The 20,631-nt window shown below is 40.5% G+C and carries 23 protein-coding genes; 7 read left to right on the forward strand and 16 right to left on the reverse strand.

The window, feature by feature from the left end:
• The first annotated feature begins 264 nt into the window (after window positions 1-264).
• Window positions 265-1,476 carry an N-acetylglucosamine-6-phosphate deacetylase gene (nagA, locus tag NYE23_RS17995; RefSeq protein ID WP_341079730.1) on the forward strand — a complete coding sequence of 404 codons (1,212 nt, stop codon included), beginning with the start codon at window positions 265-267 and terminating at the stop codon, window positions 1,474-1,476.
• Window positions 1,448-2,179, forward strand: coding sequence for a glucosamine-6-phosphate deaminase (gene nagB, locus NYE23_RS18000; RefSeq protein WP_341079732.1), 732 nt, complete (start codon window positions 1,448-1,450; stop codon window positions 2,177-2,179). The genes nagA and nagB overlap by 29 nt, the downstream gene beginning before the upstream one ends.
• Before the next feature lie 146 nt (window positions 2,180-2,325).
• Here nagB and NYE23_RS18005 read toward each other — a convergent pair whose 3' ends face one another.
• Genes NYE23_RS18005 through NYE23_RS18015 form a run of 3 tightly spaced genes read right to left on the reverse strand, consistent with a single transcriptional unit; the run spans window position 2,326 to window position 3,593 of the window.
• Entirely contained in the window at window positions 2,326-2,880 is a 555-nt protein-coding gene (locus NYE23_RS18005; RefSeq protein WP_341079735.1) for a GNAT family N-acetyltransferase, read from the reverse strand.
• A 27-nt stretch (window positions 2,881-2,907) separates the two neighbouring features.
• Window positions 2,908-3,366 carry a hypothetical protein gene (locus NYE23_RS18010; RefSeq protein WP_341079737.1) on the reverse strand — a complete coding sequence of 153 codons (459 nt, stop codon included), beginning with the start codon at window positions 3,364-3,366 and terminating at the stop codon, window positions 2,908-2,910.
• Between the two features lie 35 nt (window positions 3,367-3,401).
• Window positions 3,402-3,593: a hypothetical protein gene (locus NYE23_RS18015; protein WP_341079739.1), complete on the reverse strand. Its 192-nt coding sequence runs from the start codon at window positions 3,591-3,593 to the stop codon at window positions 3,402-3,404.
• A 147-nt stretch (window positions 3,594-3,740) separates the two neighbouring features.
• Here NYE23_RS18015 and NYE23_RS18020 point away from each other — a divergent pair, with 147 nt between their 5' ends.
• On the forward strand, window positions 3,741-4,208 hold the full coding sequence (locus NYE23_RS18020) for an SRPBCC domain-containing protein (protein WP_341079741.1): 468 nt from the start codon (window positions 3,741-3,743) through the stop codon (window positions 4,206-4,208).
• 36 nt (window positions 4,209-4,244) lie between these two features.
• Here the strand turns inward: NYE23_RS18020 and NYE23_RS18025 are convergent, their stop codons facing one another.
• Entirely contained in the window at window positions 4,245-4,448 is a 204-nt protein-coding gene (locus NYE23_RS18025; protein ID WP_035325486.1) for a ChaB family protein, read from the reverse strand.
• Between the two features lie 212 nt (window positions 4,449-4,660).
• On the opposite strand from NYE23_RS18025, the gene NYE23_RS18030 reads away from it, so the two are divergent.
• Window positions 4,661-5,104 (forward strand): hypothetical protein, encoded by a 444-nt coding sequence (locus NYE23_RS18030; RefSeq protein ID WP_341079743.1) that lies wholly within the window; start codon window positions 4,661-4,663, stop codon window positions 5,102-5,104.
• Window positions 5,105-5,113: 9 nt separating this feature from the next.
• On the opposite strand, the gene NYE23_RS18035 is transcribed toward NYE23_RS18030, so the two are convergent.
• The 3 genes from NYE23_RS18035 to NYE23_RS18045 all read right to left on the reverse strand — a co-directional run bounded on the left by NYE23_RS18035 (window position 5,114) and on the right by NYE23_RS18045 (window position 6,621).
• A complete protein-coding gene (locus NYE23_RS18035; RefSeq protein WP_341079745.1) occupies window positions 5,114-5,443 on the reverse strand; it encodes a hypothetical protein in 330 nt (109 codons plus the stop codon).
• Window positions 5,444-5,479: 36 nt separating this feature from the next.
• Window positions 5,480-5,896, reverse strand: coding sequence for a hypothetical protein (locus tag NYE23_RS18040; RefSeq protein WP_341079747.1), 417 nt, complete (start codon window positions 5,894-5,896; stop codon window positions 5,480-5,482).
• 248 nt (window positions 5,897-6,144) lie between these two features.
• The gene (locus tag NYE23_RS18045; RefSeq protein ID WP_341079749.1) at window positions 6,145-6,621 is read right to left on the reverse strand and encodes an Lrp/AsnC family transcriptional regulator; all 477 of its coding nucleotides are present in this window, start codon (window positions 6,619-6,621) and stop codon (window positions 6,145-6,147) included.
• A 205-nt stretch (window positions 6,622-6,826) separates the two neighbouring features.
• Between NYE23_RS18045 and NYE23_RS18050 the strand changes: the two genes are divergently transcribed.
• Window positions 6,827-7,759, forward strand: a complete 933-nt coding sequence (locus NYE23_RS18050; protein WP_341079750.1) for a DMT family transporter — start codon at window positions 6,827-6,829, stop codon at window positions 7,757-7,759.
• Window positions 7,760-7,831: 72 nt separating this feature from the next.
• Here the strand turns inward: NYE23_RS18050 and NYE23_RS18055 are convergent, their stop codons facing one another.
• From NYE23_RS18055 to NYE23_RS18090, 8 genes are all read right to left on the reverse strand, one after another.
• Window positions 7,832-9,382, reverse strand: a complete 1,551-nt coding sequence (locus tag NYE23_RS18055) for a BCCT family transporter (protein ID WP_341079751.1) — start codon at window positions 9,380-9,382, stop codon at window positions 7,832-7,834.
• Between the two features lie 333 nt (window positions 9,383-9,715).
• On the reverse strand, window positions 9,716-10,807 hold the full coding sequence (locus NYE23_RS18060) for a tartrate dehydrogenase (protein ID WP_341079752.1): 1,092 nt from the start codon (window positions 10,805-10,807) through the stop codon (window positions 9,716-9,718).
• 18 nt (window positions 10,808-10,825) lie between these two features.
• Window positions 10,826-12,274 (reverse strand): aldehyde dehydrogenase family protein, encoded by a 1,449-nt coding sequence (locus NYE23_RS18065; RefSeq protein WP_341079753.1) that lies wholly within the window; start codon window positions 12,272-12,274, stop codon window positions 10,826-10,828.
• The gene (locus tag NYE23_RS18070; RefSeq protein ID WP_341079754.1) at window positions 12,267-13,352 is read right to left on the reverse strand and encodes an aromatic ring-hydroxylating oxygenase subunit alpha; all 1,086 of its coding nucleotides are present in this window, start codon (window positions 13,350-13,352) and stop codon (window positions 12,267-12,269) included. The genes NYE23_RS18065 and NYE23_RS18070 overlap by 8 nt, the downstream gene beginning before the upstream one ends.
• 32 nt (window positions 13,353-13,384) lie before the next feature.
• Window positions 13,385-14,404, reverse strand: a complete 1,020-nt coding sequence (locus NYE23_RS18075) for an NAD(P)/FAD-dependent oxidoreductase (RefSeq protein ID WP_341079755.1) — start codon at window positions 14,402-14,404, stop codon at window positions 13,385-13,387.
• Between the two features lie 402 nt (window positions 14,405-14,806).
• Window positions 14,807-15,775, reverse strand: a complete 969-nt coding sequence (gene aes, locus NYE23_RS18080) for an acetyl esterase (RefSeq protein WP_341079756.1) — start codon at window positions 15,773-15,775, stop codon at window positions 14,807-14,809.
• Window positions 15,756-15,908: a hypothetical protein gene (locus NYE23_RS18085; protein ID WP_341079757.1), complete on the reverse strand. Its 153-nt coding sequence runs from the start codon at window positions 15,906-15,908 to the stop codon at window positions 15,756-15,758. The genes aes and NYE23_RS18085 overlap by 20 nt, the downstream gene beginning before the upstream one ends.
• 24 nt (window positions 15,909-15,932) lie before the next feature.
• Complete coding sequence (locus tag NYE23_RS18090) at window positions 15,933-17,495, reverse strand: BCCT family transporter (protein WP_341079759.1); 1,563 nt, start codon at window positions 17,493-17,495, stop codon at window positions 15,933-15,935.
• A 326-nt stretch (window positions 17,496-17,821) separates the two neighbouring features.
• On the opposite strand from NYE23_RS18090, the gene NYE23_RS18095 reads away from it, so the two are divergent.
• Window positions 17,822-19,210 carry a sigma-54 interaction domain-containing protein gene (locus NYE23_RS18095; protein WP_341079760.1) on the forward strand — a complete coding sequence of 463 codons (1,389 nt, stop codon included), beginning with the start codon at window positions 17,822-17,824 and terminating at the stop codon, window positions 19,208-19,210.
• Window positions 19,211-19,248: 38 nt separating this feature from the next.
• Here NYE23_RS18095 and NYE23_RS18100 read toward each other — a convergent pair whose 3' ends face one another.
• Window positions 19,249-19,545 (reverse strand): hypothetical protein, encoded by a 297-nt coding sequence (locus NYE23_RS18100; RefSeq protein WP_341079762.1) that lies wholly within the window; start codon window positions 19,543-19,545, stop codon window positions 19,249-19,251.
• A gap of 270 nt (window positions 19,546-19,815) precedes the next feature.
• Between NYE23_RS18100 and NYE23_RS18105 the strand changes: the two genes are divergently transcribed.
• A complete protein-coding gene (locus tag NYE23_RS18105; protein WP_035325478.1) occupies window positions 19,816-20,256 on the forward strand; it encodes a cell wall hydrolase in 441 nt (146 codons plus the stop codon).
• Window positions 20,257-20,631 lie beyond the last annotated feature (375 nt).

Here is a 20,631-nt window from a genome sequence, read left to right on the forward strand (position 1 = left end):
CTGTCCGTATCATATATTCGCAGCTGCCAAAATTCAATGAGGTTGAAATCGGTTTCAATTCTTTTCATCAATTCCCCGGGAACACTGAAAACACGTTCAAATTAGAGTATGTGTCTACTTTTCATTCATTCCTGATAGTAGAATATTTACTGGAATGAAGAACCCGTCGCGGGAAAACGGAATGCTCTTGAAGCATTCGTTATTGAATACTATAGAGATTAGCGAGACTTAGCCAGCTGATCTGCAAAAAGGGAGTTGTTAACCTTGAAAGCTATCTTGCTTAAAGGAATGCAAATATATGCAGAAGACCAAAAGATTGAAGAAGGTTATATTCTATTGCAGGATCACCAGATAATCGGGATTGGGCCATCCACAGATTTGCCAGCATCTATGGGGGTTGAAGTGATGGAAGTTCCATCTTCCTTTCAGGCCATTCCCGGCTTAATTGATATTCATATCCATGGAGTAAATGGTGCTGATGTGATGGATGCCTCAGTGGAGGCATTAGAGACCATGTCTGACGCTCTTCCTAAAGAAGGAACAACCAGTTTCTTAGCCACTACAATGACTCAGAGCCAAGCAGCCATTGAAAAGGCTCTAATAAATGCTGGGAGCTATATACAGAAGTATCAGCCTCCCGGTAAAGCGGAAATCCTTGGCATCCACCTCGAAGGACCATATGTCAATAAGTCCAAAGCTGGCGCTCAGCCTGAGGAGTTCATTGTAAATTCCAGTATTGAGCAATTTAAAAAATGGAATAATCTCGCAAATAAAACGGTGAAAATTGTTACACTGGCTCCTGAACAGCCAGGCGGCATGGAAATGGTGAAATACCTGGATGAACACAGCATTATTGCTTCTATCGGCCATTCCGATGCCACATATGAAGAAGTCTCCCAAGCTATTGAGGCTGGTGCTAAACACGTCACACATCTATTTAATCAAATGCGCGGCCTGCATCATCGGGAACCCGGTGTAGTGGGTGCTGCTTTGCTTCGCGAAGAATTAACAGCAGAATTAATCGCCGACGGTGTTCATGTACGTCCTGAAATGATGAAGCTTGCCTTTCAGCAAAAAGGCGAAAAAGAACTGATTCTTATCACAGACGCCATGCGTGCCAAATGCATGAAAAATGGAATCTATGATCTTGGCGGACAGGCTGTAACGGTTGAAGACGGGAAGGCTGTTTTACAGGATGGGACCCTCGCAGGGAGCATTCTAAAACTCGGAAATGCAATGAAAAATATGATGGCTTTCACGGGCTGTTCACTTGAAGATGCAATCCAAATGGCTTCTGTAAATCCGGCTAAGCAGTTAAATGTCATTGATCGCAAAGGAACCCTTAGCATTGGAAAAGATGCGGATATCGTGATATTGGATGAGCAGCTTGAAGTAGCCATGACATTTTGCCGCGGAGAGCTTGCCTATCATCGAGGAGGAGACAGCAGTGAAAATCTTACAAGCAAAAAATTATGATGAAATGAGTCAAAAAGCAGCGGAATTTTTAATCGAAAGAGTTCGCCGCAGCCCTGATATTAAGCTGGGATTGGCAACAGGCGGTACCCCAGTTGGATTATATGATCGATTGATAGACGATCATCAAAAGAAGCATACATCCTACAGGGACGTAACAACATTTAATCTGGATGAATATTTGGGGCTTTCTGGTACAGACCCGAATAGTTACCGTTATTTTATGGACAAGCATTTATTTAATCATATTGATATTCAAAAGGAGAATACTCATGTTCCTTCTGGCGATAAAATCAATCCCCAGCAGCAATGCAGGGACTACGAATATCTGATAAAGAGACATGGAGGCATTGACCTTCAAGTTCTGGGCATCGGCAGCAACGGCCATATCGGCTTTAATGAACCAGGGACATCCTTTGACTCCGAAACACATATAGTCGAATTAACACCTTCCACACGCAAAGCCAATGCAAGATATTTTAACAGCATGAATGAAGTTCCCTCTCATGCCATTACCATGGGAATTACGAGCATTATGCGCAGCAGGGAAATACTATTGCTTGTCTCGGGAGATGCCAAAAGTGCAGCTTTAGAGCAGCTCTTGCAGGGAGAGGTAAACGAAAGCTTCCCAGCATCAATATTAAAAAAACACCCCGCTGTGACCATTATTGCAGACGAGGCGGCTTTAGGTAAAATCCTTGTTTAAACTGCTCAGGATCGTTCCTTAGTAAATAAGGAGCAGAGTACACGACCAATTGGAACGGCATTAAAGAAGTTTTTCCTCACTTTGTATGAAGATGAAGGAAAAACTTCTTTTTATATAGAGAGATAACCAGACCCTAATCTCCTATTTCAATGGCGAAAAGTATGGATAGAATCAGTCTTGACTCGCCAAATCATATGATGAGCCCCTTCTCCCCAGTAATCATTTAACAGGTAGCCTGGTTCTCCAAATTTCTTTTTCCAGACTTTTTGGGAGTTTTTATATCCTGAATCCAAACAGAATTCATCTGCACCTATATTCTTTAAGGCCAAGATGATTGCATCTAATAATTGATTGCCTATGCCTTTTTTCTGATAGTCAGGATGCACGAATACCGTACCCACCTCATAAAGGCTTTTAAGTGCCTGGTCAGTACTTTTAATTATCAGCTCACTGGCTGGACCGTATTCTATTGATCCAACGATTTTATCTTCATTTAATGCAATTAGAAAATACCGATCTTTACCGCCGCTTTTCAAGTCCCGATTCAGGCAGTTTTCCTTGGCTTTAATTTCTTCCTCCATGTCTTCAAGCAAACCCCCAATACCTTCTTTTAGAAATGTATCGGTTATAACTATTCTAAAGAAATGGTTCAGATCTTTTACATCCTCTGCTGCTGGTCTTCTTATCATGACATTATTCACTATATTCTTCCTTTCAAGGCAGACCTGTTACCCAAGAATGACCACATTCCCTCCATATTGAGCACTCCCTCTATCAGAACGAAGATACACTATTATTACATATTCACCTTTTTCTTCAGGAAGAGAAAAAGAACGATGGTCATTTAATTCCAATTGAATTTCCTCATCATTTTTCCATAGGGAAACTGATAATTCTTCCACCATAAAATCTTCACTGTCAAACAGCAGATCTATTTTTTGCCCGGCATTATAGGTCAGTGCTTTCTGTTTCTTCGCAAATGATATCATATCATCTGTTTCTTTCTTGATCTGCTTGTTATTTTCTCCTCTCCAATCAACATTTGCTTCCTTTAATTCTGCTGACTGTACACTATCAGTGTTTGAGAGAGTTACAGCTGGCGGAGTGAAATCATATTCTTCCGCTATGCAGCCTGTTAATGCCATAACCAGCCATATACCGGCAGCCAGTTTCCAAAAATATTTCATTTAGCACCCCTATTTTTTAATAATATGGCCTGGATTCAGTCACCGCCGCCTCCGCACCCGCCGCTATCTCCTCCGAAACTATCACAGTTATCCGAGCTGCTGCTATAATCTCCTATATAATGATGGGAGGAGGAATTACCGCTATCATAAGTACGTTTCGTTGGTTTGGAACCACTAAAACCAATGACAATAATAAGAAGCAAACCCATAATAATTATTCCTGACATGTCCATCACCCCTTAATTCTATATACGGATGAAGGTTTATTTAGTTTCAGAAAATTTCAAAAATAAAGCCCCTTATTAATTTCCAGCAAGCTTTGCCGAAAAAACTAGTAAGATGCTTTTGATTAAATAGAAAATGAGGATTTTAAAATGAAAGAAATACTGGTTTACAGATATGAAGATGTCATTCACGCTCCCATTGATCTGGTTTTTAAATACGTTGATGACGATGAAAAAATAAAGCTCTGGAATACCATGCTGATCGAAAACATATATGACAATGAGGAAAATAAACCAATCCCGCAGCCTGGGACTAAGTTTGTCACCGTTCAGAAATTGGATAAAAAAATCCTCAAAATCGATTCCGAGCTGATCGAATATGAGGCTCCCTATAAAGTTGTTATGCACTCTCATTCCAAAGAAGGATTAAGTATTTCAAGGTATCTCTTATCAAGGGAGCATGATGGGACGCGCTTGATTGTAGAAGCAAGCCTGATTCCGAGCAGCCTCTTTTATAAGCTGACAACCAAACTTTTAGGCTGGACGGCTAAATTTGTGTTTGAAGAGCAATACCAGAACTTGAAGAAATATGTTGAGAATGAAGCGGAAGAAGATTGAAAAAAGGTGTCCTCGATGGGGACACCTTTTAACTATTTACTCTTCCTTTTCAACCCATTTATCATCATCATTCTTCTCATATTTCTTCTTCACTGCACTCCAGGCCACCTTAAAGGCCGTTTCTTCTTCGTCATACTCTTCACTTGCAGAATTAAACGCTTCCTTAAAGATTTCCTGAGCGTGATGCGGAAGATTATCTTTAACAGAGTCCGGCAGATCGCTTAGTTTATCGTATGGCATATTTGATTCCTCCCCGCTGCTTTTATGTTTCTTTTTTCCTGATTAGGCGGTTTTTAAACACAAGTACCAATTCTGATATTTATCGGACTTATACAGCATTCCTCATCTCAAAGGTTATGGTGGTAACATTATATTTTCCATTTAAAATGAATTTTGAAACTTTCTACGCGGAGAAATCGTCCATTATTTTACAAACTGAAAGAGGTTATTTCTTGAAAGTGGTAAAGCGGATTATTCTTATAGCTGGTTTACTGATACTGGGTTCTTTTCTGATTGGTCCGAATACAGAGCCTTCAGTGCCTGTTATAAAAGCTGGAAAAGTTGATATTTCTTCAACTCGGGGCTCATACTGCTGGAAGGGGCCATTTTCTGGTACTTGTGTTGATAAAGCACTTTCTTCATCAATGGATATGGCAAGAGAATACAAGCCAGTTGAAGTTGCTCCAAATTCGAAAATAAAGATACACTTAAAAAAAGAACCCATCCAGGGAAGCCTTACGGCAGAACGGTGGACAGACGAAAAAAATAGTCAGACCGCAGAAATAAGCAATGAGGAGTTTATTGTCCCAAACCAAAGCGGCATATACGCTTACCATATATTCGCCCGCTGGAAAAACGGCGATGCCAGCTATGCTTTTTTAATCGAAGTAAAGTAACAGCCAGATCTAAATCACATTGCCATTCAGCGAAATTTTCACATAGTCAATGAAGTCAGGTCTCTTCCAGGCAGTGATGGCATTTCTTTCTCCATTCCGTTCAATCAGACTCTGGAAAAACAAATCTCCTAAATAATATCCCAAACGGCTATAACCAAACCTTTCACCGCCACAGATAGAAAACCATTCAAGAAAAATTGCATCCGCTTGTTTAATAGCAAAATCATTGGCAAATTCCAGCTTGATATCATGCTGATTGAATTCCGCAAATGTCAGCCATTCGTCCCCATCGTCATCGAACGAAAAATAGACAGATGGGGTTAGACCCGGCTCCGTCATTCTCGAAAAGTGGGTAGCAGCCCCCTCCTGATAAAGTCAGATAAGAGGGTTCTCCCACCTGATCTTTGTCCAATCCATCCCCGAAGCATTCGAAATGATATTGTGGCAGACATGTCCAAACTCATGTGCCACTATCGCCTTCAGATGATCTGTCTCCGGAGACAATTTTTCTAAAGCAAATGTAATATTGGGTATAATCATTCGATGTGTAAAAGCATTTGAACCATAGCCGCCCACAATCAGATTAACATCAATTGGGAAGGAAACTTGATATCGGTCTGAATAATTATGAGCCACTTCATCAATTAAAGGAGCAATCTTTACATGAACGGCATCAATAGCAGACATAGAATACTTTGCAATCGATCTCCGGTGTCTTTCTTCTGTGTCCTTGCAATGATACGCAAAATACTCCTTAAAAATTTCTGGATATTTATCATAGTAGCTTCTCAAGAAGCCTGCAGAAGGCTGATAACTGCACTTAAAAAACGGAAAGTATCAATAATCTTCATCGACTAAATCCAATCTTTCACATAAGCCACTAATCCGATCACAGAACCAATTGCTGCGCCAAAAAGCACATAATAACGGGTTTGGAGCTGCGCGATCTTTTTCGTCAACCTAATCCCTCCTGAACTTTATTTCTAGATTCTACGATTATTCCTGGAAAAGGTTTCAAGTTTTTGCTTTTATCATAGATACTATTCGAGTATCGGCAGCACCGTCGAGTCCTTTATCTCCCTCAGCGCAAGACTCGTCTGTATTTTCGTGATCCCCAATTCATTCAGCTTCCTGATAAACATCTCCAGCCCCTTGCGATCCTTGCACGCCACTTTCAAAAGATAATCATACTCCCCTGTTAAACAATGACATTCTAAAACTTCCTTCATGGATTCCAGCGTCTTTTCAAGAGATTCCAGTTTTTCCGCTTGATGCATATTGGTGCTCATAAATACAAAGCATAATAAATCAAAGCCCAGCTTTTCATGGCTTAAGATAGCGACATGCTCCTGGATATACCCTTCCGCTTCCAGCCTCTTAATTCTCGCATGCACAGCCGGAGCCGACAGATTCACCCTTTTCGACAGTTCCAGGTTGCTAATCCGCGCATCCTTTTGAAGCAAATCCAAGATTTTAATATCCAGGTGATCCAGCACCCTGCTTACAATCGACTCCACTTCATCCACCCTTTTCAATTATTCCAAATTCTGTTCAAATCACATATCCAAACTGAATTTTTCACACTTAAATTCTTATATACTTTTAATTATTTCGAATTAACTTCATTATACAAAATTATCTTTTGTTTAATATAAAAAATGTTAAAATTATTCATATAAATAATGTCATTGTGCACAATGGCTCTGAAAAGGGGCTAATGACGTGAAATATTATCTTCTCCTTTTATTAACAAGCTTACTTTGGGGCGGAAATTTTATTGTTGGAAAAACACTTGTGGACCACGCATCTCCTATTACCTTAACCATTTTAAGATGGACCATCGCCATTATCTGTCTCGTTCCTCTTGTCTGGCATAAAGAGAAACGGCTGCTGCCGCCAAAAAAAGCCATTCTGCCATTATTTATGATGGGCATCACAGGCGTAGCTTTGTTTCAGGCTCTGCAATTCATGGCACTTGAAAAAACATCAGCTACGAATGCTGGGTTAATTTCAACCTTGAACATGTTTTCGATTGCTGCCTTCTCTTTCATTTTTCTAAAAGAAAAAATGAATTCACTTCAATTCCTTTCTATGTTTGTTTCATTATTCGGCGTTCTGATTGTCCTCTCAAAAGGGAACTTGGAATTATTATTTTCAATGACATTTAATGCAGGAGATTTCTATATGATGGCAGCTGTAGGTATGTGGGGAATTTATTCTGTCAGCAGCAAATGGGCGATGAGGAACGTCTCACCGATGATGTCAATTCTATACTCTGGCATTTTCGGCCTTCTTGTCTTGCTTCCTTTTAGTGTTTCCAGCTTCACGGTATCGAACATAGATGCTTCTTTTATTCAATCCATTTTATATACCAGCCTGATTTCAACCGTCCTGTGTATGGTCCTTTGGAATATCGGAGTGAATAAACTTGGCCCCAATACCTCTGGATTGTTCTTGAACTTTAATCCCGTTTTTACAGCCGTTTTGGCATTTGCCTTTTTAGGAGAGAAAATGACCTGGATTCAGACTGTGGGCAGTTTCATTGTGATTGCTGGCTGTATTTTATTTACAGTACTGAAAAACAAGCCATTTAAAATACTAATTAGAAAAATGGCAACACGTCCCCCACTACCGGTTAAGCAAAGTCACTTATAGAATACGCAAAAGTGCCTGTCTCTTCACTCCTATGAAGAGACAGGCACTTTTTATATTTAAATTAATTCCAAATTATGCTTTTTTCTTTGTCACCTTTTTTCTAATATCAACTATATGCTCCTGGTGACTTTTATTTACTCTCATCATTTTTAGCTCATCCTTCAATCCTTTATAAGTTGAATAACACATCACAAGCATTAGAATAGCTAATGGAATAGAAGTTGCTACTAAGGCAGATTGCAGCCCTGACAAACCGCCTGTCATAATTAGTACAGCTGATACCGCTGCAATGACAATACCCCAAATGACTTTCGTTGAGTGAGATGGATTCGGATTTCCATTTTCACTGATCATCCCTAATACGAAAACAGCTGAATTGGCAGAAGTAATAAAGAAAACAAGTACTAACACCATTGCTAAAATACTTAAAAATACACTCATTGGAAAATAGTCAAAAAACTTAAACAAAGCAGAGGTTACGTCAGTAGAAACTGCCGTGGCAATAGCGGTCTCCCCCATGTTTTGAATCAGATCAATGGCTGATCCGCCCATTACAGCAAACCAGAAGAAAGCCCCTATGACAGGAATGAAGATAGCCCCAACCATAAACTCCTTGATGGTTCTTCCCTTTGAGATTCTGGCTACGAAGCTGCCGACAAGAGGAGCCCAGGCAATCCACCAGCCAAAATAAAACAGCGTCCAGCTTGCAATCCAAGATCCCTCACTATAAGGTTCTGTCCTAAATGACATCCCAATAAAGTTTTGAGCATAATCCCCTATGCCTTGAACGAAGATTTTTAATATGGATTGAGTCGGTCCCAGGAATAGTATGAAAGCCAATAACACAAATGCCAATGCCATATTGAGGTTTGAAAGGTTCTTCATAGCCCCTTGAAGGCCTGAAACCGTAGAACCCACATATATTAAGCTAACAACCAGAATGATAGCCATTTGAGAATAGAAGCTTACTGGAATACCCCATAGATAATTCATGCCGCTATTCACTTGCAATGTACCAAAGCCCAGTGAAGTTGCTATTCCAATAACAATTGATAAAATAACCATAATATCGATCATTTTGCCAAAAGGCCCTCTAATTTTGTCGCCTATTAAAGGGTAGAATACAGAACTTAAAGATGCAGGGAGCTTTTTGCGGAATTGGAAAAAGGCCAAAGATACTCCTACCACAGCGTAACACGCCCAAGCTGAGACTCCCCAATGAAGATAAACAAACTGCATGGCTAACTTTGCCGACTCTTCTGAAGAACCTTTTCCGAACGGAGGGTCAATATAGTATGAAACAGGCTCTGCTACACCCCAAAATACCAGACTGATGCCAATGGAGGCACTAAACAGCATTCCTACCCATGTAGCTGTTTTATACTCTGGCCTGTCATCGTCTTGACCTAACCTGATATGCCCGAACTTTGAGAGGCCAATATACATGCAAAAAGCAAAAAAGAAAAATACACTGGCCAAAATAAACCAGCCTAAATTATTATAGATAAACTCCAGAGAGTTATTGGAGAAACTCTCTAATTTTTCAGGAGCAAACACCCCAACACTAATCAAAGCCAAGCTTATAGCTAATGAGGAATAAAAGACAGTTCTTTTACTGTTCATATCAACACTCCTTGTCAGATATTGAATTTTCAGTAATTTAAATGTAAGCGGTTTCCAATCTCTTCAAAAAAAGCAAGAGCATACAGCAGAGAAATTTTACGATTAAAACCCACACTTGTGGAAGGTAAATCAAACTGGCGCGCAAAAAATGGCAATCTCTTTCGGTCAGTTTTTGGAAAAATCGATCACTCCGCGGCACCAGCATTCTCGTATATATAAGGTGGCAATGAGTTTAAGGCAGCCTGCTAATAAAAGTAAAGTATAAAACAATTAGGGGAAAAATCAACCTAAACCATAGGAAGAATACCATCTTCCTATGGTTTCTGCTGACTATTAAACGTGTAATTTTTCTGATGAAATCCGGTCCTCCATGATATCAATAATCCTGTTTCCTACTTCTGCAGTAGAAGCAGCACCACCCATATCTGGTGTAAGTGTTCCGTCCTCTGTCAGCAATTCCTCAATCGCACGCAGCACTTGTTTACCATATTCCTCATACCCGAAGAAATCCAGCATCTGGCTGGCAGACCAAATGGAAGCCAGCGGGTTGGCAATCCCCTTTCCTGCAATATCAGGAGCAGAGCCATGAATAGGCTCGAACATGGACGGATATTCTCTTTCAGGATTAATATTGGCCCCGGCAGCAAGCCCAATTCCTCCCGCAATGGCAGCCCCCAGGTCTGTTAAGATATCTCCAAATAAGTTGGATGTGACGACCACTTCAAATCTCTTTGGATCCTTAACCATCAGCATGGCAGCGGCATCGACCAGATAGGAGGCAGTTTTCACATCAGGGTACTCAGCGCCTACTTCTTCAAAAACCTGATCCCAGAAAACCATTGAATAATTCAATGCATTTGCTTTCGATATGCTTGTAAGAGACCTGCCCTCTTTGCGGGCTGTTTCAAACGCATACCGGATGATTCTTTCCGTTCCTTTACGGGAAAACACGCTGTTTTGAAGTACAACTTCATTCGGCTTCCCCTTAAACAGCCATTCACCCGCACCAGCATACTCTCCTTCGGTATTTTCGCGTATAAATAGCATATTGATATCTTCCCGTTTTACATCCACTAAGGAAGTTTTTGCCCCTTTCAGCAATTGGACAGGCCGGATATTCACATATTGCTGAAACTCTTTGCGGATTCTTAAAAGCAAATCCCATAATGAGATATGGTCAGGGACGCCGGGAAACCCGACGGCCCCCAAGTAAATGGCGTCAAACTCTTTCAATGTCTCTATGCCATTGTCATCCATCATCTGTCCATGCTTTGTATAAAATTCACATCCCCATGGAAAATAAGTGAAATCAAAGCGGAAACCTGAATCAATTTCCGCCACTTTATTCAATACCTTGATCCCTTCGCCAATCACTTCAGGTCCGATTCCATCTCCTGCGATCACCGCAATCTTATAATTTTTCACAGAAATCTCCCTTCACCTTCAGTTATTATTCCAGACAATTAATTTCATTTCAGTCATTTCTTCTATTGCATATTTGATGCCTTCCCGTCCGGTGCCGCTGTCCTTTACACCGCCATATGGCATTTGATCAACACGGTAGGTTGGAACATCATTGATTATGACTCCCCCAACATGCAGCTCCTGTGAAGCGTATAGGGCGTGCTTCACATTGTTTGTGTAAATGCCCGCCTGCAGCCCAAACCGCGAATTGTTGACTTGCTCAATGGCTTCCTCAATGGAGCTGAACTTATTTACAACGACAACGGGGGCAAAAGCCTCCTGGCAGGATACTTTTAAATCATGTTCGGCATTTGTAATGATCGTAGGCTCAAGTACTCCATTGCGAAGGCTTCCACCAGCCGTAATCTCTGCGCTGCTGCTCTTTGTTTCCTCAATCCAGCCCAGTACTCGATCAGCCTCTCCTTTTGAAATTAAAGAAGAAATATACGTATCCGGCTCAAGCGGATCGCCAACCTTCAGCTGCTTTGCGGCCATAGTAAACTTTTCTGCGAACTCTTCATACACATCTTCATGTGCATAGATTCGCTGAAGCGAAATACAAACCTGCCCCTGATTTGAAAAAGCCCCCATAATGCAGCGGTCAATGATTCGATCAACCTCCGCATCTTTATCAATAATCAATGCTGAGTTAGAGCCCAGCTCCAATGTTGTTTTCTTTAAGCCTGCCCTGTTTCGGATCCCAATCCCCACTTCCGGACTGCCGGTGAAGGTGACCATGCTGACGAGGCCATTTCTGACAATTTCTTCTCCCACTACACTTCCAGGACCAGTCACAACGTTTAACACCCCTGGCGGAAGCCCTGCCTCTTCAAATAACTCTGCTATAAACAATGCCGAGAGCGGCGTCTGCGAGGCTGGCTTTAATACCACTGTATTGCCTGCTGCAATCGCTGGACCTACCTTATGAGCTACAAGATTCATAGGGAAGTTAAAAGGAGTGATGGCTCCTATGACCCCAATCGGTTCCCTTAATGTATAGCCGATCCGGCCAACACCGCCTGATGCAGCATCGAAAGGAATTGTTTCACCATGAATGCGCTTCGCTTCCTCAGCGGAAAATTTATAGGTTTCGATCGTTCTGGCCACTTCCGCTTTTGAAAACATGATCGGTTTGGAAGACTCACGAGTAATGATCTCTGCCGCTTCATCCGCTTTTTCAGTCAATAGAGTAACCACTTTTTCTAAAATCTCCGCTCTCTTAAAGGCAGGCATTTTTGCCATCAACTGTCTGGATTCATACGCAGCCTCAATGGCCTTTTCAGTCTGTTCTTTGCTGGCCATTGCGATTTGGGCAATTTCTTCCCCGGAATAAGGTGAATAAAGGGATGTGTAACGGTCTGCTTCCACTTTTTTTCCATTAATCATTAAATATTTCTTAGTTGGCTGAACTCCGGTTAATTTACTCATTTAGGGCCTCCAATACCATTTCATGAAATTGAACAATTGCCTTTTCTGAAGACGAATATCTGCCTTTATTGAACGCTCGTGAACGGAAGCCAATTTGCTCCAATTCCACCAGCTCAATATCCTCTGAACGGACCTGCTCCGCAAATGTCACTAAGTCCTTCTCTGCCTGGGACAGATTTTCATCGCGGAAGTAATAAGTATAGACAGCCATGGATGTCTCATGATCAATCGGAATGATTTGAATGGTTGCCATATTGCCCGGTCCAGGGTAAATGGTCAGCATCAGATTTGGCCAAAGCCAGTAGAATTGGCCGCCTTGCATTTCCGCTTCATCTAAATTAACCGTTCCATACTTTTTATCCGGCTTTACAACCGTTCCTTGCATGGAATAGTTCTCACACGTAATAATCTGATAATCATTCATATCCAGTGCCGCCACGAAGCTTGGATGAGCAACATGGCAATGGTCACACTCCAAGTAGTTATCCATAAAGGCCTTCCAGTTTGCCTTAAATGTACGTGTTTTTTGGCTGGTTCTTTTTAGCTCACTCAAAAATGTATTCTTGCTTAATCTTTCGAAGAAATCTCCATATGACTCGCTTAATGGCTTTGCATTGTCATCCAAATTCACAAAGATGAGTGATTCTAAAATTTCCATTCTTACTGAACGCAGACAGGCATCCTTTACACAAGCCTCGTCTTCTCCTTTGAAGTTAGGAGCTTTATTCAGCTGGCCATCAAGCTTGAATGTCCACCCATGATAAGCACATTGAAGGATCTTCTTATTTCCGGCTTCATTTTTTTCAAGCTTTGTCGCCCGATGCGGACAAACATTGTAAAAAGCACGAACGACTTCATCTTTCCCGCGGTTAACGATAATCGGCTCACCCGCCACCTCCGCAGTAAAGAAGTCTCCGGCCTTTTCCACCTGGCTAACATGCCCAACGAGCTGCCAGGACTTTGCAAAAATAAGGTCCATCTCTTTTTCTAATACTTTCGGATCTGTGTATTTATCATAGGTTAATGTTCTTTCAAACGTACGGTTTGTTGCATTTTGCACTTTATTGTAAGCAGTCATGATATATCTCCTCTTAAATGAATTTTTATAAATTAAATGGCTGAACCGGTTTTTTCCTTATTCGCCATAATGCTTGTACTATGGAGCGGCTGTACTTTTGAAGCTGGGTCAATATAAACCTTTGCATTGCTGACAGCAGTCGGCGCCTCCCCAAAGCCGCTGGCAATCAGCTTTACTTTGCCTTCATAGGTGCAGATGTCGCCTGCTGCATAAATCCCGGCAATATTCGTTTCCATTTTAGAGTTTACTAAGATCGCATTTTTCTCTATTTCCAAACCCCAATCTTTAATAGGACCCAGAGAAGATACAAATCCAAAATTCACTAGTATATCATCTGCCGGAATGAGCCTTGTTTCTCCGCTGTTTGTGTTTTCCACCATCACGTTTTCTATTTCATCTGCTCCAGCCAGTTCCAGTGGGATATAAGGCGTCAGCACTTCCACTTTGGAATCTTTCAATTTTTCCACACTATGCTCATGAGCCCGGAACTTATCTCTCCTGTGAATCAGTGTTACTTGTTCGGCTATCGGCTCGAGCATCAATGCCCAGTCAACAGCCGAATCTCCGCCGCCAAAGATGACCACCTTTTTGCCGGCAAATTGCTTTAAGTCTTTAACAAAGTAATGAAGGTTTTTGTTTTCATATTTTTTCTCGCTGTCGATATTTAATTTTCTTGGCTGAAAAGCACCGTTTCCCGCGGTAATGATCACTGCCTTTGAATAATGGGTGCCTTTATTTGTTGTGATTGCAAATGACCGGTCAGACAGGCGGGAGATGCTTTCAACTGATTCTCCTAAACAAATGCGTGGTTCAAAGAGATTCATTTGCTTTAATAAATTATCTACAAGTTCTTGCGCTTTTACCTTTGGAAAACCAGCGATGTCATAAATATATTTTTCTGGATATAACGCTGATAGTTGGCCGCCAAGCTGCGGCAGGCTCTCGATCACTTTCACGGAAGCCTGGCGCATCCCCGCATAAAAAGCGGTAAATAAACCAACTGGTCCTCCGCCAATAATGGTGATATCGAGAACATCTGGGGTATTTCCCATTCCCTAACCTCCTTTTGTCGTTCTATACTCCTTTTCAATGCAAGTACTGTGCCAATAGTGCAAACCCTTGAAAATAAGCAAAAAATTTAAAATTCACTGAAAAGGGTTGCAAATTGAGTTAAAACGAACTCAATTAGCAGATATATCCGAACCAAAAATGACTCAATAGGGAGTTCAACGAATGAAAATGCCTCCATACACAAAAAAATTAACCGGTAGCGGATAAAATTGAGGCAAAATCAACTCACTAGGAGAAAATCACCGAATGATCAAGGGGTATCACCAAAGATACCTAAAGGTGAAAAAAAATAGAGATGTTCTTTTTTATGAACATCTCGCTTCACTATTATTTATTTAAGCTAATGACCTTGACCGTGCCATTTCTTTAGCAGCTTCCAAAGGCTACAATTCAACTAATGATTTATAGAAATTCCCACCATGTTGAATTGCATCTATGGATTCCTGAAGAATACGGGAATGGTGTAAGAAAGCATGTACGACGCCTTTAAATTCTTCTAATTCTGCTTTTACATTATGATAGGTTAATATATCGTATAATAATTTACTGTCATCTTGAAGTGGATCTAAATCTCCATAAGCAATATAACAAGGAGGCACTCCTTTCGTTAAATTGTTTGAAAAACAGTCAAAATAGCGTAAATCTGCATTTTCGTCGCCTATATACATTTTTGTATATGCACTTAAATCCTTACGACTTAACCCATCATAATCCCCCCCAAATAAACGCATTGATTTCGAATCAGTCAACCCATAAGAACCGTAATAAAGAAGTAAGCAACGTATATAGGATACATCCTTCTTTTTATCTCTTAAATATAAAGATGCAGCTAAGGCTAAATTGGCTCCACCTGAGTCTCCTGCAAGGGCAATATCATTCTGATCGATATCATATTCTTCTGAATTAGCACGTAACCACTCGACTATGAAAGCACACTCTTTCACTTGTGTGGGGTATTTAAATTCGGGAGCTAAATGATAGTCAATCCCTATGACAACTGATTCAGTTTCTTCCATTACTAAGCGCATAATCTTACTATGTGTGTCAAGATTCCCTACTACAAACCCGCCACCATGGATATAAAGAATCGCCCCTTTCCCAGTTCTGCGCATTGGGTAGTGAAAACGAATGGGGATAGATCCGTAAGGTCCTTCTACCTCTATATCAATGGTACTTTTCGGTTCTGGACCACCTTCGTTCCAAAACTCTCTTTCCTTAATATAGTTTTCACGCATTTCTTCAAATGTTACATCCGTTGAAAATGCATCCTTAACAAGTTCATTTTGTATTGTTAATGTTTCGAGCATTTTAGGATTCATCATTTTGTAAGCATTATATTTGTTCGTTTCCATCTTTGTGGTCTCCTTCAATGTTGCTTTTCTCAAAAAATAGCAATTTTACATTCCACGCGATAAAAAGCAGCATTCCGATTTGCAAGACTTTTTCAGCGATAAGTTCCCAGCCATGCAAATAATATAACTCCATTGTTAATTCCTCCCCGACATAAATTTATATTTGTGGTTTATCTTGCATTAGTTGTTTAATGAATGCAGTTATCATTAAGATAAAGAAAAACAGATAAGGGTAGGATAACGTAGTAGCCAAAGACTTCACTGCATTTAATGCATCATTACCACCTAAAGTAGTAGCAAAAATACCCGTTAAAGCAATAATGGTCATGAGTAAAACCCATACTGCACTTCTAACAGGATCTGCCTCTTTCCCTTCTATATCTGTCATTCTTGCTAATGATAAAGCTGCACTTGTCACTGTTGTGGAAATAAACATTATCAATAATACGATTGTTGCAATAGAGGTTAATTTTGGCCAAGGCATCGTCTGCAAAATAGCAAAGAAGGTCATATCTGGACTTTCCATAGCATGCTTAGCTATTTTTCCCGCTCCCAAAACGGCATCTAAAAGAGCAATTCCGCCAAAGGCAGCATGCCAAATCAACATAAACATCACCGGTATTGTCATAGTGGCGAAGGCAAATTGACGAATCGTTCTGCCTTTTGAAATAGAGGCGATAAATACTCCCATAAAAGGCGTCCATGAAATCCACCACATATTATTGGCAACATCCCATGTAGTCGAATAGGTAGGGTCATTACTAAATAAAAACATGTCGAAATTTCTTGGGATAAGCTGATCAATATAGGTTCCCAGCAATTGGACAACTTGATTTAATATGTAACGTGTTGGTCCAAATAATATGGCAATCAACAAAATCAAAATGGCTAAATAGACATTCCAATCTCCTAAGACTTGCATTCCCTTACCGACTTTCTTCGTTGTTGCCGCAAAAAAACACACAATAAGCAAAATAATTAATACCAGATAAGGAAGGACACTCTGAAGGGAACTGCCAATGTTCATCACTTGCTTCATCCCGGTAGATATTTGCACACTTCCTAACCCCATTGTGGCTGCAATCGTCATCGCTGAGCATACAATAGCTAAAATATTCATCGTGTTTTTAGTTGCAGGCACCCATTTTCTCCTGCCAAAACTTTTTTCAATGACATCACCAGGTAAATAGCGAATGTTATGTTTGGAGACAAAGTAAGCCATCACTAAACCCACAACACTAAAAATAGCCCATACAGAAACACCCCAATGGTAAAGAGCTGTCCCCATTGCTTCTCTTGCAGCTTCCATTTTATTTGGAGCTTCCGTACTGTTGGGTGCTAGATAATAAGCATAGAGTGGCTCATTTACACCAAAATAAATAATCCCAATCCCAATAGAGGATGTAAACAGCATTGCTAACCACGAAAAAACACTATAATCCGGCTTTGCATTTTTACCGCCTATGATGATATTTCCGTATCTAGAAATTCCTAATACAACTAGAAACCCCATACATAAAACAGGAATTAACATGGCAGTCCAGCCATACTGAGTGGCAAAAAGTGACTGAATAAACGTCATAATTTTCGCAAGTGCACTTGGGCTAATTAACGAAAAGATAGAAAATAATGCAGTAATTAAAGCAGAAATAATGAAAATAGCAGTGAAAATCTTTGTTTTTTTTACAATACTCTCTTTTACGATCGTTTCTCCTTGCATAATCTCATCTCCTATATATTTAAGTGCACTATTTTGAAATCCACCGATGCCATAAATCTATTTTTCCGTACACAAAGATGATAATTGAAAGCCTACCAGTGGAAGGCTTTCAATCATACTCAATGAGGCCTGGTCCAGCTCCCATTCCTGACCTCCTTTCTATTGTTCTATATACTTTTTAATGCAAGTACTATGCCAATAGTGTTAAACACTTATAAACTTAATAAAAAATTTAAAATTTACTGATAAATAGTAAATGTTGAGTTAAAATAAACTCTATTAGCAGGTTTCGTGGACCAATAATGACTCAGGAGGGACTCTTTCCAATGAAAATGCCAGCAAATACAGGCAATGTAGAAATGACACTGGAGACCTTGTTAAAAATTCTCGATTATTCATCGGATGAAATCTTCGTATTGGATGGTGAGATGCGAATTCTATATGTAAACAAGGTATGTGAGAGGCATTACGGACTTAAACCAAGGGATATCATTGGAAAATATAATGTGGAACTTTTTGAAAAAGGCTACTGGAAACCTTCTATTGTACCTGAGGTCTATCGGCGGAAAGAACCGTGCTACATGAGACAGCAGACCTATATCGGGGCAGAGCTGATGACTACGGCCATTCCAATCTTAAATAACAAAAATGAAATTGAACTGGTCGTCATCACATCTACAGAAATACAAAAAATGAAAATAATGAATGCGATAGAGGATCAAATTGAGTCAAAATCAACTCAGCAGGATGAAGATGAGGAAATCACCATTGTGACCAATAGCGGGGAGATTAAAGCAATATTGGAGTTTTGCAAAAAAGTAGCGCCAACCGATTCAAATATTCTGATTCTCGGTGAATCCGGAACTGGAAAAGGTGCCTTCTCTCAATATATTCACAAAGTCAGCAATCGGAATAAACGCCCCTTTCTTGCTATTAACTGTGCGGCCATCCCGGAAGAATTATTGGAGTCAGAACTATTTGGCTACTCAAAAGGCGCCTTCACCGGGGCAAATAAGTTAGGAAAACAAGGATTAATAGAAGCAGCGGACGGCGGTACCATCTTCCTGGACGAAATCGGCGAAATGCCCCTATCCGTGCAGGCTAAGCTTCTCCAGCTTATTCAGGAAAAACAGTTTATCCCTGTAGGAAGCAGCGAAATGAAGAAAGTTGATGTCCGCATCATCGCGGCTACCAATCAGAATCTGCAGGCTATGATTGAGAACAAGTTATTTAGAGAAGACTTGTTTTATCGCTTAAATGTCATTGACATTCACCTGCCGCCATTAAGGGAAAGGAGAGAAGATATCATCCCGCTTACTTACAATTTCCTGAATAAATTCAATCAAAAATATAATGATAATAAAGTTATTTCTGAAGAATGTCTAAATATCCTTACTCACTATTCCTGGCCGGGAAATGTGCGTCAGCTTGAAAACCTGATTGAAAGATTAGTCATCATCAGCAACTCTATTATTCAGATTGCAGATCTCCCTGACATGATCAAGGAAAGCACTAATCAAGCAGTCTGCCCCTCTCATTACACTACTCTGGATAAGGCTTTGGATGAGACCAAAAGAAACCTGGTGAGACGATCCTATCAGATTCATAAATCCTCCAGAAAAGTAGCAAGCGACCTTGGCATCAGCCAAACAAAAGCAGTTAGGCTGATTAAAGAGTATTGCGGGACAGAGGGACAGGTTCATCGTCCCAGCTGAAAATTGGGGACAGAATACCTGTCCCCTTGTCCCACATCTTAATGCGGAATTGAATGCATGGCCAAATAAATAGCCATAAATACACTCAGCCCGCACAGCAAAATCAAACTCACATAAAAAACCTTTCTCCATAATCCGCCTAAGTAGTATACACTTACTAAAAGGTAATAGATTGATGCACTCCCAAAAATAAACAGAAGAAATTCTTTTGTTTCTTTCATTGAAGGCAATGGTGCAGTCACATTTGTTAAAGCCAAACCTCCAAAAATAAACAAACCTATCCTGTATAATAATTTTTTCAGATTCCCTTGTTTTTCATCTCTTTGATTTTTCATGATTCCCTCCCCTTTTAACTGAATACGAATAACCAGATGAAAAGTTTCCCTGTTTCCCTGCATAATTGAACATGCGATGACATATAAATTAGCAATCTCATATCACTGAAACTTTAAGGTGCAGGACAATAACGGGTCATATATCCAAAAAATGGGGGTGCTGAACGCGAGGCGATTTGCACCCCCAATTAATATTTTCCCGGCTTAAAACTGAAGCTGTTAACATGTTTGCAGAATTTCTTAATACAATTCCTTTAGAGGTGATAAAAAGTGCCAAGAGTACAATATACCGACAGCGATGTGGCTTTAATGGCAAGAATGATGAGGGCAGAGGCCGAAGGTGAAGGAAAACTGGGGATGCTGATGGTGGGAAATGTAATCGTTAACCGGCGAAAAGCTAATTGCCTCGATTTTGAAGGCTTAAGGACCATCCCGCAAGTCATTTTCCAGGTGCAGGGAGGAAATTATTCTTTTGAAGCTGTACAGAAAGGAAATGTCTTTTACAACAGGGCACGAAGTGTGGAAAAGAGGTTGGCCAAACAAACCTTAGATTATTGGAGACAGCATCCCTCCAAGTTTGCTCTCTGGTATTTCAATCCGTACGCTGCATGTCCGCCAACATGGTACGATCAGCCGTTCTCAGGGCAATTTAAACAGCATTGCTATTATGAGCCTAAGGCAAATACATGTGAAGGCGCTTATATTTGGTGACATGACCCCCACATCCTTGTGGGGGATATTTGACTTCCTTTAGTGTATGTAAATCCCAAAAAGAAAGCTCGTAGTCATTATCCACTTCCTCAAGAGTAACCAGCAAATAATCCGCTTCCCCCTCTACAGGCGTTTTAATGTCTCCTCGACCTGATTCAGCCTGCTGACGCCTGAGGATTTCCATAAATGAGGAAGCCACTCTTAAAACGGAAGTGTGCGCTGACTTACCATAATACGTCGCCTCAGAACAACATCCGGTATATTGAAACTCACAAGGATACTGGTAAATCCACGGCTGTGATAGTACTCCAGCATATTCTGCCGATCTTTCTGATTGCGGTTTGAATTTCATAGAATAAGGTGGCAATCCGTCTC

This window comes from Cytobacillus sp. FSL H8-0458 (assembly GCF_038002165.1).
GTDB lineage: Bacteria > Bacillota > Bacilli > Bacillales > Cytobacillaceae > Cytobacillus.

Bases quoted from the DNA above. Each gene is read 5' to 3' on its own strand.
- NYE23_RS18010 (WP_341079737.1), bottom strand. From the start codon at position 3,366: ATGAAATATTTTTGGAAACTGGCTGCCGGTATATGGCTGGTTATGGCA.
- NYE23_RS18015 (WP_341079739.1), bottom strand. From the start codon at position 3,593: ATGTCAGGAATAATTATTATGGGTTTGCTTCTTATTATTGTCATTGGT.
- NYE23_RS18020 (WP_341079741.1), top strand. From the start codon at position 3,741: ATGAAAGAAATACTGGTTTACAGATATGAAGATGTCATTCACGCTCCC.
- NYE23_RS18025 (WP_035325486.1), bottom strand. From the start codon at position 4,448: ATGCCATACGATAAACTAAGCGATCTGCCGGACTCTGTTAAAGATAAT.
- NYE23_RS18035 (WP_341079745.1), bottom strand. From the start codon at position 5,443: ATGACGGAGCCGGGTCTAACCCCATCTGTCTATTTTTCGTTCGATGAC.
- NYE23_RS18055 (WP_341079751.1), bottom strand. From the start codon at position 9,382: ATGAACAGTAAAAGAACTGTCTTTTATTCCTCATTAGCTATAAGCTTG.
- NYE23_RS18065 (WP_341079753.1), bottom strand. From the start codon at position 12,274: ATGAGTAAATTAACCGGAGTTCAGCCAACTAAGAAATATTTAATGATT.
- NYE23_RS18070 (WP_341079754.1), bottom strand. From the start codon at position 13,352: ATGACTGCTTACAATAAAGTGCAAAATGCAACAAACCGTACGTTTGAA.
- NYE23_RS18075 (WP_341079755.1), bottom strand. From the start codon at position 14,404: ATGGGAAATACCCCAGATGTTCTCGATATCACCATTATTGGCGGAGGA.
- aes (WP_341079756.1), bottom strand. From the start codon at position 15,775: ATGGAAACGAACAAATATAATGCTTACAAAATGATGAATCCTAAAATG.
- NYE23_RS18085 (WP_341079757.1), bottom strand. From the start codon at position 15,908: ATGGAGTTATATTATTTGCATGGCTGGGAACTTATCGCTGAAAAAGTC.
- NYE23_RS18090 (WP_341079759.1), bottom strand. From the start codon at position 17,495: ATGCAAGGAGAAACGATCGTAAAAGAGAGTATTGTAAAAAAAACAAAG.
- NYE23_RS18095 (WP_341079760.1), top strand. From the start codon at position 17,822: ATGAAAATGCCAGCAAATACAGGCAATGTAGAAATGACACTGGAGACC.
- NYE23_RS18100 (WP_341079762.1), bottom strand. From the start codon at position 19,545: ATGAAAAATCAAAGAGATGAAAAACAAGGGAATCTGAAAAAATTATTA.